Annotated in this window: 19 protein-coding genes; 8 read left to right on the top strand and 11 right to left on the bottom strand. The window is 31.9% G+C overall.

Annotated elements, in window-relative coordinates; all coding sequences use genetic code 11:
* Window positions 1–36: 36 nt before the first annotated feature.
* Genes KA830_RS04785 through mntC form a run of 3 tightly spaced genes read left to right on the top strand, consistent with a single transcriptional unit; the run spans window position 37 to window position 2,555 of the window.
* A complete protein-coding gene (locus tag KA830_RS04785) occupies window positions 37–771 on the top strand; it encodes a metal ABC transporter ATP-binding protein (protein WP_046207314.1) in 735 nt (244 codons plus the stop codon).
* A 21-nt stretch (window positions 772–792) separates the two neighbouring features.
* Window positions 793–1,623 carry a metal ABC transporter permease gene (locus tag KA830_RS04780; protein WP_064209569.1) on the top strand — a complete coding sequence of 277 codons (831 nt, stop codon included), beginning with the start codon at window positions 793–795 and terminating at the stop codon, window positions 1,621–1,623.
* A complete protein-coding gene (gene mntC, locus KA830_RS04775) occupies window positions 1,623–2,555 on the top strand; it encodes a manganese ABC transporter substrate-binding lipoprotein MntC (RefSeq protein ID WP_046207312.1) in 933 nt (310 codons plus the stop codon). The genes KA830_RS04780 and mntC overlap by 1 nt, the downstream gene beginning before the upstream one ends.
* Window positions 2,556–3,377: 822 nt before the next feature.
* Here the strand turns inward: mntC and KA830_RS04770 are convergent.
* The 9 genes from KA830_RS04770 to KA830_RS04730 all read right to left on the bottom strand — a co-directional run bounded on the left by KA830_RS04770 (window position 3,378) and on the right by KA830_RS04730 (window position 12,261).
* Entirely contained in the window at window positions 3,378–5,429 is a 2,052-nt protein-coding gene (locus KA830_RS04770; RefSeq protein ID WP_046207311.1) for a cation:proton antiporter, read from the bottom strand.
* A 407-nt stretch (window positions 5,430–5,836) separates the two neighbouring features.
* Window positions 5,837–6,286, bottom strand: a complete 450-nt coding sequence (locus tag KA830_RS04765; protein ID WP_046207310.1) for a Na+/H+ antiporter subunit G — start codon at window positions 6,284–6,286, stop codon at window positions 5,837–5,839.
* Window positions 6,261–6,563: a Na+/H+ antiporter Mnh2 subunit F gene (gene mnhF2 / locus KA830_RS04760; RefSeq protein ID WP_046207309.1), complete on the bottom strand. Its 303-nt coding sequence runs from the start codon at window positions 6,561–6,563 to the stop codon at window positions 6,261–6,263. The genes KA830_RS04765 and mnhF2 overlap by 26 nt, the downstream gene beginning before the upstream one ends.
* Entirely contained in the window at window positions 6,560–7,042 is a 483-nt protein-coding gene (mnhE2, locus tag KA830_RS04755) for a Na+/H+ antiporter Mnh2 subunit E (protein ID WP_040029960.1), read from the bottom strand. Before mnhE2 ends, mnhF2 begins: the two co-directional genes overlap by 4 nt.
* Window positions 7,042–8,544, bottom strand: coding sequence for a Na+/H+ antiporter subunit D (mnhD2, locus tag KA830_RS04750; protein ID WP_204180493.1), 1,503 nt, complete (start codon window positions 8,542–8,544; stop codon window positions 7,042–7,044). The genes mnhE2 and mnhD2 overlap by 1 nt, the downstream gene beginning before the upstream one ends.
* Window positions 8,534–8,881 (bottom strand): Na+/H+ antiporter Mnh2 subunit C, encoded by a 348-nt coding sequence (gene mnhC2 / locus KA830_RS04745; protein WP_019468411.1) that lies wholly within the window; start codon window positions 8,879–8,881, stop codon window positions 8,534–8,536. The genes mnhD2 and mnhC2 overlap by 11 nt, the downstream gene beginning before the upstream one ends.
* On the bottom strand, window positions 8,878–9,303 hold the full coding sequence (mnhB2, locus tag KA830_RS04740) for a Na+/H+ antiporter Mnh2 subunit B (protein WP_019468412.1): 426 nt from the start codon (window positions 9,301–9,303) through the stop codon (window positions 8,878–8,880). The genes mnhC2 and mnhB2 overlap by 4 nt, the downstream gene beginning before the upstream one ends.
* Window positions 9,290–11,686 carry a DUF4040 family protein gene (locus tag KA830_RS04735; protein ID WP_145381465.1) on the bottom strand — a complete coding sequence of 799 codons (2,397 nt, stop codon included), beginning with the start codon at window positions 11,684–11,686 and terminating at the stop codon, window positions 9,290–9,292. The genes mnhB2 and KA830_RS04735 overlap by 14 nt, the downstream gene beginning before the upstream one ends.
* Before the next feature lie 23 nt (window positions 11,687–11,709).
* The gene (locus tag KA830_RS04730; protein ID WP_046207306.1) at window positions 11,710–12,261 is read right to left on the bottom strand and encodes a tyrosine-type recombinase/integrase; all 552 of its coding nucleotides are present in this window, start codon (window positions 12,259–12,261) and stop codon (window positions 11,710–11,712) included.
* Window positions 12,262–12,407: 146 nt separating this feature from the next.
* On the opposite strand from KA830_RS04730, the gene sroA reads away from it, so the two are divergent.
* Together sroA and KA830_RS04720 are read left to right on the top strand one after the other, a co-directional pair.
* Window positions 12,408–12,614 carry a sigS mRNA-stabilizing protein SroA gene (sroA, locus tag KA830_RS04725; protein WP_046207305.1) on the top strand — a complete coding sequence of 69 codons (207 nt, stop codon included), beginning with the start codon at window positions 12,408–12,410 and terminating at the stop codon, window positions 12,612–12,614.
* A 13-nt stretch (window positions 12,615–12,627) separates the two neighbouring features.
* Entirely contained in the window at window positions 12,628–12,846 is a 219-nt protein-coding gene (locus tag KA830_RS04720; protein WP_046207304.1) for a DUF2922 domain-containing protein, read from the top strand.
* 191 nt (window positions 12,847–13,037) lie between these two features.
* Here the strand turns inward: KA830_RS04720 and KA830_RS04715 are convergent, their stop codons facing one another.
* Window positions 13,038–13,286 (bottom strand): hypothetical protein, encoded by a 249-nt coding sequence (locus KA830_RS04715; protein ID WP_204180494.1) that lies wholly within the window; start codon window positions 13,284–13,286, stop codon window positions 13,038–13,040.
* Window positions 13,287–13,538: 252 nt separating this feature from the next.
* On the opposite strand from KA830_RS04715, the gene KA830_RS04710 reads away from it, so the two are divergent.
* From KA830_RS04710 to sarA, 3 genes are all read left to right on the top strand, one after another.
* Entirely contained in the window at window positions 13,539–14,468 is a 930-nt protein-coding gene (locus tag KA830_RS04710; RefSeq protein ID WP_046207302.1) for a DMT family transporter, read from the top strand.
* A 203-nt stretch (window positions 14,469–14,671) separates the two neighbouring features.
* On the top strand, window positions 14,672–15,595 hold the full coding sequence (locus KA830_RS04705) for an efflux RND transporter periplasmic adaptor subunit (protein WP_070657581.1): 924 nt from the start codon (window positions 14,672–14,674) through the stop codon (window positions 15,593–15,595).
* Between the two features lie 362 nt (window positions 15,596–15,957).
* Window positions 15,958–16,332, top strand: coding sequence for a global transcriptional regulator SarA (sarA, locus tag KA830_RS04700; protein WP_019468421.1), 375 nt, complete (start codon window positions 15,958–15,960; stop codon window positions 16,330–16,332).
* A 226-nt stretch (window positions 16,333–16,558) separates the two neighbouring features.
* Here sarA and KA830_RS04695 read toward each other — a convergent pair whose 3' ends face one another.
* Window positions 16,559–17,362 (bottom strand): alpha/beta fold hydrolase, encoded by an 804-nt coding sequence (locus KA830_RS04695; RefSeq protein WP_210134087.1) that lies wholly within the window; start codon window positions 17,360–17,362, stop codon window positions 16,559–16,561.
* Between the last annotated feature and the right edge of the window lie 220 nt (window positions 17,363–17,582).

Genomic DNA, 17,582 nt, shown 5'->3' with positions numbered 1-17,582 from the left:
AGGTTAGCCTAAAATTTAATTTAAGGAGGTAGAAAAATGTTAGAAATTAATAACTTAAATCTCACTTTAGGGAATAAACATGTCTTGGAAAACATTAATTTAGAAATTCCCGTAAAAGGTGAAATTATAGGTATTATGGGACCCAATGGAGCAGGAAAATCTTCCTTACTCAAATCAATTATTGGTGAATTTAAGTCAACAGGTATCGCTAATTTACATAACATTGCTATACAACAAACACTTAAAAATGTTACATACATCCCACAAAAAGCACATATTGACTTAGACTTTCCAATTAAGGTAGAAGATGTTGTACTCTCAGGTGCCTATAAAGATATTGGTTGGTTTAGGTTTGTCACCCCTAAAACAAGAGCTAGACTTAATCAACTGCTATCAACATTAGAATTACAAGATTTAAGAAATCGACAAATTTCTGCACTCAGTGGAGGTCAATTACAAAGAGTTTTAGTAGCTAGAGCACTCATGACAGAAAGTACACTCTATCTTTTAGATGAACCATTTGTAGGTATTGATTTCCATAGTGAACAAATCATAATGACTCAATTAAATGAGCTTAAAGAAGCTGGGAAATTAATTTTAATTGTACACCATGATTTATCTAAAGCAGAAAAGTATTTTAATCGTGTTATTCTTTTAAACAAAACAATTCGTTTCTTTGGAGAAAGTCATGTTGCGATGCAACCTGACCATTTAAACGAAACTTTCTTAAACCCCACACAGGAAGAGCAACAAAAGTCAGAATCGGCATAAATAGAAAGGAAGTAACACGATATGGAATTTTTTCAACACCTATTTGAATACAAATTTTTAAGCAATGCATTGATTATTTCAATTGTTGTAGGAATCGTTTGTGGTACAGTAGGTTGCCTCATTGTATTAAGAGGCCTGTCCCTTATGGGAGACGCAATGAGTCACGCAGTTTTACCTGGGGTCGCATTATCATTTTTATTCGGCGTTCCTATGTTTGTTGGAGCGTTAGTGACAGGTATGATTGCTAGTATCTTTATCGGATTCATTACCAAAAGTAGTAAGACCAAACCTGATGCTGCGATAGGTATTAGTTTTACAGCATTTTTAGCTACCGGGGTCATTTTAATTAGTCTCATTAATAGTACCACCGACTTATATCATATTCTTTTCGGTAACCTATTAGCAGTGACACACGCTACTTTTTGGTCAACAGTCGTAGTTGGTTTAATCGTTATGATTTTAATTATAACTTTCTACAGACCATTAATGATATCCACATTCGACCCAATTTTTAGTAGAATGAGTGGTTTAAACACTACATTTTTACACTATTTCGTTATGCTATTGCTCTCACTCGTTACGGTAGCAAGCATACAAACAGTAGGTATTATATTAGTTGTCGCTTTATTGATTACGCCTGCTTCAGCTGCATTTTTAATCGCTAAAAAATTACATACGATGATGATCATTTCTAGTCTTATTAGTGTTATAAGTTCAATTGTCGGTATGTATTTTAGTTATATTTATAATATTCCAAGTGGTGCAACTATCGTCTTATGTGCGTTTATCATTTATATCATTATTTTCACTTGTAATAAAATGCAATTTTTCACAAAAAAAGGAGCAATTTAATGAAAAAACTATTAACAATTACAATGATTCTTTTATTATTTTTAAGTGCATGTGGTAAAGGAAACAACGATTCTAATTCTCAATCACATGAAAAAATAAAAGTTGTAACAACAAACTCAATCCTTTATGACATGGTCAAAAATGTTGGAGGCGATAAAGTAGATATTCATAGTATCGTCCCAATCGGTCAAGATCCACATGAATATGAAGTAAAACCAAAAGATATTAAAGCATTGACAGATGCTGACGTTGTGTTTTATAACGGGCTAAACTTAGAAACAGGTAATGGTTGGTTTAAAAACGCATTATCACAAGCTAATAAGTCATATGAAGATGGTTCTGTTGTTAAAGTTTCAAAAAATGTTAAACCTTTATACTTAAACGGTGCTAAAGAAGGCGATGAATCAAAACAAGATCCACACGCTTGGTTAAGTTTAGATAATGGTATTAAATATGTAGAAGAAATAAGCAAAGCCTTGATTAAGAAAAATGACAAGTATAAAGATGATATTCAAAGTAATACCAAAGATTATATCGCTAAGTTAGAAGATTTGAAAAAAGAAAGTCATGATAAATTCAATGATATACCTAAAGAACAACGTGCAATGATCACAAGTGAAGGTGCTTTTAAATATTTCTCAAAACAGTTTGATATTAAACCTGGTTATATTTGGGAAATCAATACCGAAAAACAAGGTACCCCTGAACAGATGAAGCAAGCTGTAAAATTTGTTCAAGACAATAACCTTAAACATTTACTTGTAGAAACGAGTGTAGATAAGAAAAGTATGCAAAGTCTAAGTGAAGAAACAAACTTAGATATTTATGGAGAAGTATATACAGATTCTATAGGTAAAAAAGGCACTAAAGGAGATTCATATTTTAATATGATGCAAGAAAATATCAATACTGTTCACGGTAGTATGGAATAAAATAAGGCTATTTAACCTACATTGTAGGTGAATAGCCCCATACCGTACGTTTCCCTCCTAATGACGTACGGTATGGTGGTATTCAAGCCTTAAATCATCTATCTCCCTTAACTCCATCAATGGTTGGCTCCTCCCCCCATTGATGGAGATTTTTTTTAGTCTTACTTTCAGCTTTGCTGAATTAGTAAGACTTATGCATGAGCAGCAGATCAGGCGTTCCTCTTTATACTTTCAGCTTTGCTGAATTAGTAAGACTTATGCATAAGCAGTAGCTCAGGCGTTCCTCTTTATACTTTCAGCTATAGCTGAATTAGTAAGACTTATGCATGAGCAGTAGCTCAGGCGTTCCTCTTTATACTTTCAGCTATAGCTGAATTAGTAAGACTTATGCATGAGCAGCAGCTCAGGCGTTCCTCTTTATACTTTCAGCTTTGCTGAATTAGTAAGACTTATGCATGAACAAAACGTAATATAAAAAAGAAGCTGGTACATAATCAATGCGTACCAACCTCATTTCATATTGACAGTAGATGATGAACTAAAAATTTAAAGTCCCACTTCCCAACTTGTTGGGTTAGTGGGACTTATGCATGAGCAGAAGCTCAGGTAATCCTTAAAACCACTTCCCAACTTGTTGGGTTAGTGGGGCTTATGCATGAGCAACAGCTCAGGTAATCCTTAATACCATCGTTGTCGGGTTAAACGACGACATCTGTTTAATAAAATTAGATATCGTCGCTCATTCCCTTAAAACTTGAAAAGAAGAGGTAACTCATGACTTCTTTTATTTAAGCATGAATTAAACTTGCTAATTTATGCGCTTTAATCTGTTAAACTATCTACGATAATCATTTCATCATAATTAATCGCTTCACGTAATTTTAGCGCAGTAACTTCACTAATTTCTTCATCTTCAGAAAGTTCATTCAAAACACGACGCTGTTCTCTAAGTGCACCCAATTTAATTTTAGTAATTGAAGTTTCACTTTTTGGATTAAAGAAATTAGAAGGCGTTAAGTTTTCTATTCTCATTAAATAACTATCACAAATCATACCAACTTCTAATTTATTTGCTTCAGTTGTTTCCTTACCTAAACGACTGACTACACGATAATGCACTGTTCTCATAACATTAGAAATTTCTCTCAAGTTTTCAATCACTGATAATGATGAAGCTGCATTTGTTCTCACTTTTGTTTTAATTCTACTTTTTAAGACAAACGTTTTCACTTCAACTTTAATACGTTGAATGAGAGATGATTGTTTATAAACCTGAGTACGTTCCGCATAGCGCATATAGTTATCTAGGATATTTGTTGTTATATCGCCATTAGATACCAAACTATTCAACGTATTATTTTCAACATCAAAAGCAATTTTTTGTAATCGTTCTAACTCTTTAGTATTTTCATCTTCGTTCTCAACAGTTTTAAGAAATGCTAATTTGTCATGGTATTCTTTGATAACATTTCCATATAAATAACTTGATTCTTCAGAGGATAATTTATTTAAGTGTTCTATAACTTTTTCTAAAATATACACCCGTGCTTGTTTAAAGTTCATACCGTGTTGCTTTGGTTGAACCGCATTAGGTGTCACAATAGGTAATAAAACCTGTGCAATAATTAAACTCATAATGACCATACCGGATGCGATAAATAATAAGTCATCTCTAAATACGAAAGAATGATGATCAGCCAACATATAAGGTAATGTCAAAGCAATCGCTAAAGATATTGTCCCGTGTACGCCACACAATGTCATAATAAAAGCATACATACCACGTTTCGGTGGTTTCTCTGTGACTTTCGTATTATCTTCATAATTCGTTAGTATTTTTTGGAATGGACTAATTGGTAAATAAAAATAAGGATATAAAACAAACACCCATAAAAATCTAAATAAATAAATTGCTAAAGCAATTAAAACTGTGACTACAATTAGAAAAATAAAATTATGGGGTTCATTTTCTATAATTCTGCCAACAAGTTCTGGAACTAAAAATCCTAAAATGGAAAAAACAAAACCGTTTAATGCATAACCCAATATATTCCAAGTATGGTTATAACTCATTTGTAATCTAGTACGTGCCTGTGCAATACGGTCACGTTCAAACCCATGAACCAAGCCTGCTACTACAGCTGCAATAATGCCTGACGCATGAAACATTTCAGCAACGAGATATGTAATAAAAGGCGTCACAAGTTGTATAAACGTAAACATATTTATATTTTCTATACCTCTTCTAGAAAGTGATACTCTAAACCTAACAAGTGCCACGCCAATAATTAAACCTACAATAAATCCACCAATAGAAGATATTAAAAACTGTTCAACAGCATTCACCATTGAAAAGCCACCCGTAATCAATGCAGCTACAGCAATTTTAAAAGATATGATACCAGCAGCATCATTTAATAATGACTCACCCTCTAAAATTGTCATAGAGCCTTTAGGGAGTACTTTACCATTCGTAATTGCTTGAACAGCAACGGCATCAGTTGGACATAAGATTGCGGCTAGCGCAAACGCAGCAGCTAACGGTAACTCGGGCCAAATCCAATGCACAAATAAACCAACTACGATTACTGTGGTTACTACAAGACCTAATGCCATCATTAAAACAGGTTTGATATAACGTCTTAAATGTACACGAGAAACTTTTACACCTTCAACAAATAATAGCGGTGCTATCAGAGCAACCATAAATAATTCTGAATCAAAATGGAATTCGACGGGAACTGGGGTAATATACAGTAACATACCGAGTATAATTTGTATAAAAGCTAAAGGGATTTTAGGTAATAAAATATGAACTAAAGAACTTGCGATTACTACAGCTAAAAATATAAGTATTGTTTCAAATATTTGCATGGTTTCACCTCTTTTCAACATTTAAACTTTCATAATTGCTGAGGTTGAAACAAAAATACAATCGTTTTATTTATGAACATATTGTGTCTCAAACTCTTTCATATCTTTGTTTGTATGAACAATGATATTTGTCAGATATGTACTTTTTAACATTAACACAATTACAAATATATATAATTTTATCATTTTTTTAGCAGACGCTAAAATGTATTGCACTTCAACAATGATAAAATTTTGTTATTCTACAAACACCACGATGCCAATCAAATAACATCATATATAGAAACAACAGCGGGTTGGAAATCAAACTTAACTTTGATTTCCAACCCGCTTAGTCAAATACATAATTTCCAAATCAGTTATTTTCAAGCAAATAAATAGATGCTTAAATAACTGATTTATTTAATTTAATACATATCCTGATCTTTTTCATTCATTTTACGTCTACGCTCTTCACGTATTTGAGCACGCTTTTTCAATTGTTCAAATGTATCATTTTCTGAAGCGCTTAATAAGATACTTGTTTGTTTAGGTGCATCACTTTTCCTGTACATATAAGCGCCCGTTCGGTATGCCGCTCTTGATATCAAGTGTCCACCTACTGGAGATGTTAAATTGATAAATACCAATGCCAAAATCATTCGAACACTTAAATAACCTTGTGAAGAAATAAAATAAATGACAACACCTACAAGTGTTAACAATACTGATAATGTTGAACTTTTCGTAGAGGCATGACTTCTTAAAAAGACATCTTGGAACTTAATCAGACCGATCGCACTAATTAAAGCGATAATACTACCCAAAAACATCATAAAAGCTGCAATTAAATTAACGATTTCGCTTGTTATTTGCATTAAAGACATGCCCCCCTTCTATAAATCTTGAAATAGAAACGGTGCTTACAAACGAAATGATCGCAATCAATAAGATAGAATCTAAGAAAGAAAATGTACCAAAGACAACACTTAACACACCGACAGTTGACATTAATATAGCACTAGCAGTATCAAATGCAACCACCCTATCAGCTGTCGTCGGTCCTTTTACTAACCGAAACAACGTTAAGATAAGTGCTATCCCAAATAAAATAATTGAACTTGTAATAAAGAAATTTATCAGTGATTCGATCATTCTGCCACCTCCAATATGAGTCCTTCATATTGTCTTATACTTTTAAGCAGTTTCTGTTTTTCTTTTTCAGAGATATCAATTGCATGTATAAAAATCTTTTTTCTCTCTTTTGAAATTCTAATAACCGTTGAACCCGGTGTAATGATAATTAGAATAGTCAAAAATGAAACTTCCCAATCAGTTTCTAAAGTCGTTTCATACCTAACTAAACCAGGATTTAAGTCTTTCGTTTTAAATAAAATGTAGTTGATTGTTGTCATACTTGATGTAATTAACTGATATAAGTATACCGTTAAAAATTTAAATGCTACCCAAACCTTTTTCAAATAAAATTGTTGGCCAAAAAAACGATGTAGGATATAAATAACGACTAAACCAATAAGATAACCTGAGAAGAAGGTAGAAGCTTTAAATGATTCTTCATCTTGAAATAACACCCATAAAAATGCAATGACCATATTAAGTAAGACTTGTCTCATTATTTCTCCTCCTTCACTAAATGAGGATTGACCATTTTTTCATATAATCCATCATCCATGTTTAAATGGGTAGCATTGTCAGTTACTTTGAAAATCAGTGGAGCTGCCAGCCCCATACCAATAATTGCGGCTACAAGGATACCAATCAAACCTTTACGATATTTAGGAATTGGTTTGAAGTCTATATGTTCACCTTTATCAGCATTACCTAAATACATTGTGAAGAAAATTCTAAACAAGCTAAACATACCAATCAGGCTAGTTAAAATCATCAAAGTTAAGCCTATATAATTACCATTTTCAACAGCACCTTTAAAAATAAACACTTTTCCTGGGAAACCGCTAAATGGAGGAACACCGCCAATGGCCAAAATCATTATCACAAATGCCACACCGAAGAATGGTTCTCTTTTAGCTAAACCATATAAATTTTTATATTGTCGATAACCAGTAATATATACTAAGCTACCAATAATAAAGAATAGTAAAGTTTTCACAACAATGTCATTTGTAAGATAAAAAATAGCACCATTGACACCTGAAATTGTATTTGAACCTAGACCTAAAATAATAAAACCGATAGAAAGAATCACTTGATATGCCGCAATTTTTTTAATATCTCGATAAGCTAAGACACCAAATGCGCCAATCAACATCGTGATACAAGACAAGACAACCAATAGTGGATGTGTAATACCACTATAATCATCAAATAACAATGTGAAAAAACGAATCAAGGCATAAGCGCCGACTTTTGTCATTAATGCTGCAAATAATGCTGCTAATTCTGTATTTAAAACAGCATATGCTTTTGGAAGCCACATGAATAATACAAGCGCAGCTTTTGCACCAAATGCAATTAAAAATACCATTGAAATAATTACTACTGAACTTTCACCCTGCATCTCAGTTAATCTTTGCGCTACTAAAGCAAAGTTTAAGGTGCCAGTAAGTTTATATAGTAAGCCGATACCTAATAATAATAACCAAGAACCTAAAATATTAAGTACAACGTAAATAATCGCTGCACGTAATTGTTCTACTGATTGTCCTAACGTAATTAACACAAACGACGCGAGCAACATTACTTCAAACATAACATATATATTAAATAAATCTGCAGTTAAAAATGAACCAATAACGCCTACTGTTAAAAACAGAATAAAACTCGGTAAGTAATAACGAATTGCTCTTTTTTCTCTGCTACCAAAACCATACGCCATAATTAACGTAACGACAAAACTAGATGTCGTGACCATGAGTAAACTCAATGAGTCACCAACAAATTGAATACCATAAGGCGCTTTCCAACCACCAAAATCTAAAGCAATTGGCTTATGTTGCATAACATAAATCAACAACAATAAAGATATGATTGTCGTAATAGACATTGTGCCGATTGAAAAAATTCTTGATAATCTGCTATGTGTACGGATAAATACGAGTACAAGTGCACAAATTGCTGGAAGAAGTAATGGCAGAATTAACAAATTACTCATCATTATCGTCATCACCTCTTAACACATCAATTTCATCTTCTTTAGTTACTCGATACGTTCTATATACGAGTACAAGTAAAAATGCAGTCATAGCAAAACCTATCACAATAGCAGTCAATACAATAGCTTGCAATAACGGATCTACGAAGTTTTTACTCCCTTCACCAATAAGCGGTTCTACCATATTCTTACCATAGCGTCCCATGCTCATGATAATTAAATTTCCTGCGTGTGTATAAATTGAAATACCTATGACGATACGGATTAAATTGACTGATAATATCATATACGTTCCTATAAATATTAAAAAGCCAATCACCATTAACAATATCAAATTCATGAGCGACCACCACTTATGGATAGCATCACTGTTACAACAACGCCTACGACCGCTAATACAATACCCGCTTCAAAAAGTGTCACAGTCGTTAAATGTACTTCACCTAATATCGGCAATTGGACATATGCATCGGTTTGGTAAAGGAACGGTTTACCAAAAAACATTGGTATCACAGCAGTAGCAAATGATACTAATGAACCGATAATCATTAATATCCTAAAATCAAGTGGTAAGGCGACTAATACTTGTTTAACGTCGAAGGCCAAGAACATAAGTAAAAATGCAGAACTGAATACAAGTCCACCGATAAATCCACCACCAGGATTATTATGTCCTGCTAAAAATAAGTAGAACCCGAACGTTAACAATATAAATACAACAATTTTAGTAATTGTTCGTAAGACTACATCATTCTCTTTCATCTTGACCCCTCCGTTCTTTAAAGTTAAGTAATGTATAGATACCCAATCCAGCGATGATTAATACCATACCTTCAAATAAAGTATCCATAGCACGAAAATCACCAAGAATCGCATTTACAATATTTTTACCACCTGCCAGTTTATATGCATCATGATAAAAAGTTGAAATCGTTGGCATCGTTTCACCCTGTTGTGCAATGAAGACAAGCGTGACTACAGTAACTGCCATCATCAATGAAACGATAATTTTAACAGCTTCTCGTTTCTTATGAACTTTTGAGCGTGGTACGTTTGGTAAGCGGGAAAAACTAACAATAAACAATATTGTAGTTATTGTTTCTACCACTAATTGTGTCAATGCTAAGTCTGGTGCTTTCATTAAAATGAAGAATATCGTTACACAATAACCAATAATACCGTTTAATATTACCATCGTTAAACGTTGACGAATAAACGTTAAAGCAATACCTAAAATAAAAACAACAATTAACGTGATGATTTCTAACGGCCCGAATTCACTGACATGTATCTGTTTAACGTCAGGAAAACCAGCTTGGATGATGCCATAAACAACAACTATAATGAAAACAGCTAACGTTAATATAATATAATGATTCAAACGGTTATTCATCAATGTACGAATACTGTACCCTGAATAATTTTCAAATTGCTTATATGAGTCTAAATAAACATCTGTTATAGATTTGACTCTAATTTTTTCAGATTGTTTTTTCCAATCAATTTTAAGCGCCGCTATAAAACCTACAACAATAACAATAAAACTTAACAATAGCGGTAAATTAAATCCGTGCCATTGTGAAATATGCGGTGCAACAGCATCTACTTTTTCTCCAATTGTGATACTTCGTAATGCCGGTAAAATAATATGATGTCCAAATAAATTTGGCACAAAAAATACAATCGGCAACAAAATCATCATAATTGCAGAAGGTAGCGTAAATAGAAATGGTTCATGAGGATTTTGTACTGGTGAATCATTATGTTTAATGTCTCCCCAAAAAGCTTCCTTAATCATGTAAACTGCATAAATGAGCGTGAAAATACTAGCAACCACGCCTATTACTGCAATAATAATTGTTAAAATGATATTAAATTGTGGTAATTGATATGAACTTACTAAACCATCAAAAAACATTTCTTTACTTAAAAAGCCATTAAGAAATGGAATACCAGCCATAGATAAAGCTGAAAGTAACATAACTACATGCGTAATTGGCAGTACTTTTCTTAATCCAGATAATCGACGTATATCCCTTGTACCAGTTTCATGATCAATGATGCCGACGCCCATAAACAAGGCACCTTTGAATAATGCGTGATTCATTAAATGGAAAAGTCCAGCGAAGAGAATAAGGCTATATACTTTAGACAGTTCACCTGTCGTATGTTGTGCAAAACCACCACCGAGACCGACCATAGAAACAATCATACCTAGTTGACTGATTGTAGAATAAGCTAAAATACCTTTTAAATCATATTGTCGCGTAGCATTAACTGCCCCAAAAATCATCGTTATCAAACCAACAAAAGTAACACAATAAATATAAAAGTCACTTAGCCCTAAAACAGGTGTGAATCTAAATAGTAAAAATATACCTGCTTTTACCATTGTGGCAGAGTGTAGATAAGCACTCACGGGTGTCGGTGCTTCCATAGCTTTTGGCAACCAAATATGGAACGGGAATTGTGCTGATTTCGTAAATGCACCTAAAAGCAACAAGATAATAATCGGTATAAACAACTGACTATCCGCTATTTTATCGCTTTGTGCGATTATCGATGTAATAGAATTTGTACCCGTAACAATATAAATCATGATAAAACCTGTTAATAGTGCAAGACCACCAAAAACTGTAATCATAAATGATTGGATAGCGCCAAATTGACTTGCACCTTTCCCGTACCAATAGGCAATGAGTAAGAAAGATGATACACTCGTCAATTCCCAAAATACATACATCAAAATTGTATTATTTGCTGTAACAATACCCAGCATGCTGAACATAAATAACAAGATATATATATAAAAACGTGGTAAATGATCATGTTCTTTTGATAAGTATTGTGTAGCATAATAAAATACTGCTAGACCAATGAGTGATATTAACAAACTAAAAAATAAACTTAATCCATCTAATCTAAAATCTATATTAATATCCAATAATGTAAGCCAAGGGATTTTAATTGCTACAAATTGCCCTTTCATTACTTGTGGCAATTGCCATAGAAAGTAAACAGAAGAAATGATCGGAGCTATTAAAGCGATTGGCCCAGCAAATTTATGAAAACTTCGTTTCGTCATTGTGAGCAAAAGTACCATCATAATTAAAACAATAGCACTCATTAAATAAACTAAACTCATCCTATACCCCCTTTAACTATAATTTACAAATTTAAAGCAATCGTTGTTTTGCTAGCTTTTGTAGAAATACCTATAAACTTCATCGTTTCAAAAGTTGTTTGATGTCCTAAGTACTTTTGAATAATCGATATTGAAATACCCGATTGATAAGCATGATATGCAAATGTTTTACGCAACGTCGTCAAACCAATATGTAACATCCCTAAATCTTCTGCAGCAAGATGAATAATACGATAAGCTTGCTGTCGGGATAGACCTTTCAATGTCCTATTAGACTGAAATAATAACTCATCATTCTTCAATTGTTGTTCTGATATATATGTCATTAATTCATTTCTCAAAGTTTCTGGTAACCTAATTTGAATTTTAGGTGCATGCATTTCTACCCAATAGTGTTTGATATCGTCATCCTCTATTTTTACATCACTTACATTTAAATTTAATAATGAGGAAAGTTTCACACCAGTATGTATCGCAAACTTAAACAATAGATAATCACGCATGGATTTGGCTTTTAAAACCTCATACATCGCTTTTATCTCATTAGTATTCCTAATAGGATCTACTTGATTCATAAATTCACCTCTGAATTAATTAATGTTGCATATTTAATGATATATCATGTTTTTGTCACATGAAAGTATTTTGTCTAATTTTTTCAAATTTTTTTAACCTATTTAAAATTAAACAACGATATATATAGTGAAAGGAGGTTAGACAAATGAATCAAATCAGTCACTTAGCCGTCACTATGTCGCGTCTAACATATGACAAAGATGGAAAAGCCACACAGTTTAAACGTCACTTCGCAAATCTGAATACGCAAGCAACAACGGATCAAATTAAAAGTTTTAAATCTATCATCGAACAAATCACTGGCGAAAAATTTGAAACAGTAGAAATCATCAAAACTGAAACAGTTAATTAAGGAGGTTAACACTATGAGTCAAACGTTAGAACTTATATTCAATGATGCTGTTAACAAAGACATTAAATTACAATTACCCAAAATAGAGCATTTCATCAATGAAAGTACGGTTAAAGATGGAATGAATAAATTAATTGCTTTAGATATCTTACGCCCTAAGTCGGGAATCCCTACAACAGTACGAGCTGCACAAATCATAGATAAATCTACAAAATTAATTTTTGAAAACTAAATCAATTATTTTTGAAACATATACAATTTTCTAGTGAAGTAGAATAGTCACAAAAAGTTGATGTAAGCAAATTACACAAGCAATAGCAGCAGCCCTATGTACCTATACATGAGGCTGCTCGTTTGTTTTAAATAAAAAAAGTGACAAAACAACGAATCAAATTGTATTCGCTGTTTGCCACATATACTATATTATAGATGATTACTTTTGTTTCTAAGCGGTCTTAGCCTAACAGTATCACCGAAAAAAATTTTACTTTTCCCTAATTTTTTACACATTGCGTACTGACCAAAAACTTCTGTCACTTGAGCAAGATTCTTATATGATTTTCTAGGATTTAATACTTCAATAAATTGTTCTTTTTGAATACCTTCATTACTTCCCGCACCTATAAAAAAAGTCTCTTCATCTAATAAGCGTATGATCGAAAGTTGTTTCAATGTAAATTGTCACCACTTCTATATATTTTTAAACCATCAAAAATTCATCTTACTAATTTTTATAGGTCTTGATGTTTAATTTCAATTTAATAATTTTCTTTTTATTATAACATCAACATAAGCATTTTATTATATTTCATTAATTGTGTACATTATTTTATACTTTTCTTCTCTTCGATAAATAGAAATGAGCATAGGAAAATCCACACCTTTCCTATATAATATAATTATCTTAGGAGAAAGCGTGATTTAATGATTTTTTTATATTTAGTGGGAATTGTAGCTGGGATGGTTGTTCCTTTTCAAACTTCGATTAATTCAAGATTAAGTCTTTATACGAAATCTTCATTCTATGCATCTACAATTTCGTTTGCTACTGGAACCATCTTTTTAATCTTAATCAATTTAGTTACCAATCCACATGTCTTTACTACTAACTTTTATACGAATCAGTCATTGAGTTACATATGGTTTGTCGGAGGTATATTAGGCGTTATTTTTCTTACAGGAAATTTATTATTGTTGCCAAGATTAGGTGCCTCTTTAACCGTCGTAATGACAGTTGCTGGTCAAATTATTATGGGCGTTACAATTGATACTTTTGGTTGGTTTGGCGCAGATGTTGAACCTTTTACTATTTTTAAAGTACTTGGCATTCTCTTTTTAATGCTCGGAATTATACTTATGAATTATGTGCGTAGCAACCCGAAAGATAAAAACATGAATACGCAAGTATACATTTGGTTGATTATCGGTTTCATATTTGGTTTTTGTCCACCAATACAGACCGCAATTAACAGCGCATTAGGTCAACAATTACATTCATCGATTTTAGCATCTTTAATTTCATTTGCGATTGGTACCATAACATTATTCATTTTAACTTTGCTCTTTAATAGAACGCTTAAAATGACGGCGTACAATCAGCACAAAGGTAAATTAAAACCAATTTATTTCATTGGTGGTGTTCTTGGCGTGATTTTTGTCACTACTAATATTATATTGATGCCACATCTCGGTGCTGCCTTAACAACAATTATTGTGATGTTAGGTCAAATGTTAATGGGCATTATTATTGATCACTTTGGATTATTAGGCACATATGTGAATAAAATTACGAAACGAAAAGTCGTTGGAATCATCGCCATGATGATTGGCATAGTGCTTTTAAGATTATTTTAAGTCATAACAGCTTAAGATGAAGGATAGTAGTTAATTTAGTTTAAAATGATTATGTCGTGCCACCTGCAATAATAGCAATGGTTCGGTGAACTTAATAATGAGAGGCTAAAACAATTAATTTGTTGTAGCCTCTTTTTTCTGTGGCGCAATCATTATAAACGCAGTATAATCAGTACAATAATACATCTAGAGGTGACCAATCTTTGAAACGTATCTTTATCATATTAGCCACATTATTAACCCTTTTTAGCACAATCGCCCTGTCCCTATGGTTTTATTTAAAATCACAAAGTAATAACTTTGAAAAACAAATTGAAACAATAAAAGTAACTTATAAAAAATCACCACTTCTTATCGGAAGACAAGAACCTTCTCAGTTAGTATCAATCAATTATAATCCTTCTCAAGGCGCTATCCACGACTGGTTCGTAAAAACCGAATCAAAAGTAGCACAAAACCAACCACTTTTTGAGTATTATAACCCTCACATTGAACAACTCATCACACAAAAACAAAAACTATTAGCTCAACTCACTAAGACGAGTAAACCTACTTCAACAGAACTTATTAACTTAAAAACTGAAATTTCCCACTTACAATCTAAATTGCGCACTACAATTTTTTCACCGATTTCTGGCACTATTATTATAAATCCATCGCGTATGTTTTCACAAAATCTTTCCTTTATTCAAATCTATGATCCTAAGCCTGTCATAAGAGCAGAAATTTCTGAGACAGAAAAAAATGTCTTACATATCAAAGACAAAGTGAAGATAACGAGTGATTTTACAAATAATAGTTTTGGTACGATTACACATATTGCTAAACTTCCAATCAATCAAACAAATTTATCTAAACCATCTAAATATTTGCTTGAAATTTCACCAAATTCTGATTACTTTTTTGGTAAACATGTAAAAATCGAAAAACCAACTACACAGATAGAAATACCAAGTACTGCAATAGGTAATGGACAATTTGTTTATTTACTAAGTAATAAAAAATTTATTAAAAGAGTTATTAAATCAGAAAAATCGGGTAATAAAAAAACTATGCTTATCATTGAAGGTTTAAAACCTGGAGATATCATAGCTAAAAATGTTGATACTGTGCGGCCCAAAAATTAGATGTACACAGTATAAACACATTAAATCTTTAAAATATAATTTGTTTTTTACAGTTTTTATCAAATAGTGGTAAATTGTAAATGTATAGCAATTATTATAATTAAATGATTGGTATTTAAATAATTGAATTAATAAATTTAAACATTACCGTACCGTTTAATCAGTTTTTTGTTTACTTGCTATTTTAATTTAGTTATAATAAACTAAATAATGCTAGTTTTAATATATTTTACCCAAATATATTAGAGCTGTAAATTATGACAAAAACTTTGTATTCAACTTTGAATTAAGACAAATTATTATACAAAAACATTTTTAATATGTATATTAGATTGGGCATATAAATTAGGGAGGAATTAAGAATGGCTATCACCAAAATTAATGATTGTTTTGAACTATTAGCAATGGTAACGTACGCTGATAAATTAAAAAGTATTATCAAAAAAGAGTTTTCAGTAAGTTTCGAAGAATTCGCTGTATTAACATATATTAGTGAACACGAAAGTGAAGAATATTATCTAAAAGATATTATTAACCACTTAAATTATAAACAACCTCAAGTTGTTAAAGCAGTTAAAAATTTATCTCAAGAAGATTATTTTGATAAGAAACGTAATGAACATGATGAAAGAACAGTTTTAATATTAGTTGATTCTAAACAACGCAAAAAAATCAATGAATTATTATCACGTGTTAATAAGCGTATTCAAGAAGCAAATGACGAAAAAGAAGTATAACTAACTTTAGCTTCCCACATATCATACCTATCAACACCAAAAACCACTTCGCTGAACGAATTCAGTGAAGTGGTTTTATATATGTTTTATATATGTTTTAAATAATTTTTAATGTTTTATCCTACCTGATTTGTGCACCTTTATGTTATTGAATGTATTGGACTTTTTGGCGCTAAATATTTATCGTTTGAAATCAAAAAATAAACATCGCATTGCTTCAACAATATCAGCGTTCTGAATATTCATTTGTTTTTACAAACGCTAAAAATACCTCTAGAAAGTGATTGGGTTCTTCTATATGAGGTGCATGTCCTGACTGGTTAAATTCAACCATTTCTAAATTATGAAACACTTGATCGTATTTGTGTTTCATTTCTTGAGTGATCAATGGATCATAAATTCCATTTACAATTAATGTGGGAATATTGGTTTGTTCAAGTACAATATTTTGATTAAATACAGGGAATTCCATTAATGCTCTTGTTGCTACTGCACTTTCTTCAGCTGACTGTCTATTATAAATCAACTGGGACTGAAACCATTTTTTAGCTTTTTCTTGATCTTTATACATATAAGGTAATAATAAGATTAAAGATTCAGATTTATCAAAGCCTTCTATTTCATCTTCATGTTCAATCATTAATTTATTTAACTCTAATACACTATCAATAAGATTACATGCAATTAACGTTAATGATTCAACCTTGGATTCATATTTATCAACAAAATGTTTAGCAATCAGTCCACCCATATCATGACCTACTAAATGGGCTTTTTCAATATTTAGCTGTTTCATTAATAATTTCAAATCTTCTACGTGGTCTTTTAAATGATATGCATTCGATTTCGATGATTTACCATGTCCTCTAACATCATAAGTAATAACATCATAATTTTCTTTTAATTCATCTTTCAAAGTACATAGGGAAGCTAGATTACCATCTAAACCATGAATTAAAATTACAGGAAAGCCTAGACCCTCACGGATGTATGCCAATTCAGTGTTACAACTAATCTGTACTTTTTCCATTGTGGGCCACCTCCTTATATGATTTATATACCCTCGTTTTATAACGCATATGCTCAATTTCAAATATTTAACGGCAATCTTTAGCTTCACTCTGACCCTACAATCTTGCCTTTTAAAACTAAAAAATACTCAACTCACAATTAATGTTTTTGACACATTAAATGCAAGTTGAGTATATACAACTGATTACACAACAATATCAGAAACCCATAAAGTAACT

Origin of the sequence: Staphylococcus sp. GDY8P119P (assembly GCF_017892075.1) — a bacterium.
GTDB classification, from domain to species: Bacteria; Bacillota; Bacilli; order Staphylococcales; family Staphylococcaceae; genus Staphylococcus; species Staphylococcus ureilyticus.
The sequence above is the reverse complement of the archived record's forward strand: the minus strand, read 5'-3'. Positions and strand labels throughout refer to the sequence as shown.